This window comes from Streptomyces sp. 8N706 (genome assembly GCF_052245415.1).
In the GTDB taxonomy this organism is placed as follows: Bacteria; Actinomycetota; Actinomycetes; order Streptomycetales; family Streptomycetaceae; genus Streptomyces.
Map to the genome: position 1 here is coordinate 1 of NZ_JBQQBW010000247.1, position 897 is coordinate 897.

Here is an 897-nt window from a genome sequence, read left to right on the forward strand (position 1 = left end):
CCGGCGGCTTCCTCGATGAGGAGGCCTACCAGTGGGTGCGCGATCCGAAGCTTCTCTGCGATGAGGAGTGCCTGCTGCCCTTCGCGATCGGGCTGGACATCAACACTGCCTTCCTCGCGGCCGCGGCGCGCCTGGTCGTCGGCCTGTCCGGCCCCGAGTATGTCCAGCGGCCGGTGTTCGACAAGAAGATCCCCGGCTCCTGGTACGTCGACCTCTCCGGCGTCGAGCTGGACCCGCGTCTCCCGTCGCCGTTCACCCCGTCCGGGCAGCGTCCGGAGGGGCCGGCCTGGTACCAGACCCATACCGTCGCCTACGCCGTCCAGCTCGGCTACGACGTCCGGCCAGTCGATGCGTACCTGCGGCGGGAGACCGGCGCGTACCTCGACCCCTGGCACGACCGCCTCAAGACTGCCTACGTGCAGACGATGGCCGACCTCAAGGTCACGGAGGATCTGGACGAGGCCGGGTTCCTCGCCGCGATGGAGCAGCACAAGCAGGCCGACCCCGGGATGGCGGCCGTGCTCGCGGCGATCAAGTCCACGGTCAAGGGCGGCGTCGGTAAGCTGCGCGAGCGTCCCCAGGGCCGTCACTACCGCGACGGTGAGCGCTGGCCGGCCTTGGAGCGCCCCACCTGGCGCCCCGACATCCGGGCGGCGGTCATCTCCAAGGCCCGGGTGAACATGCACCGCAAGATGCTCAAGACCGCGGAGGCCACCGGCCAGTACCCGCTCGCGGTGCTCTCCGATTGCGTCGTCTACGCCTCGCCGGGTCCCAGCCCGCTTCACTTCCTGCCCTACACCACCTCCGGCAAGCCGCTGCCCGGATCCTTCCGCCTCGGTCCCACACCGGGCCTGTGCAAGGTCGAAGGGGTGCAGGGGATGGCGTGGGCGGTGGACC

The 897-nt window shown here is 70.2% G+C and carries 1 pseudogene; it reads left to right on the forward strand.

The features are described from left to right. Window positions 1-897 (forward strand): annotated as a pseudogene (locus ACTWQE_RS34085) (telomere-associated protein Tap); the annotation flags it as partial.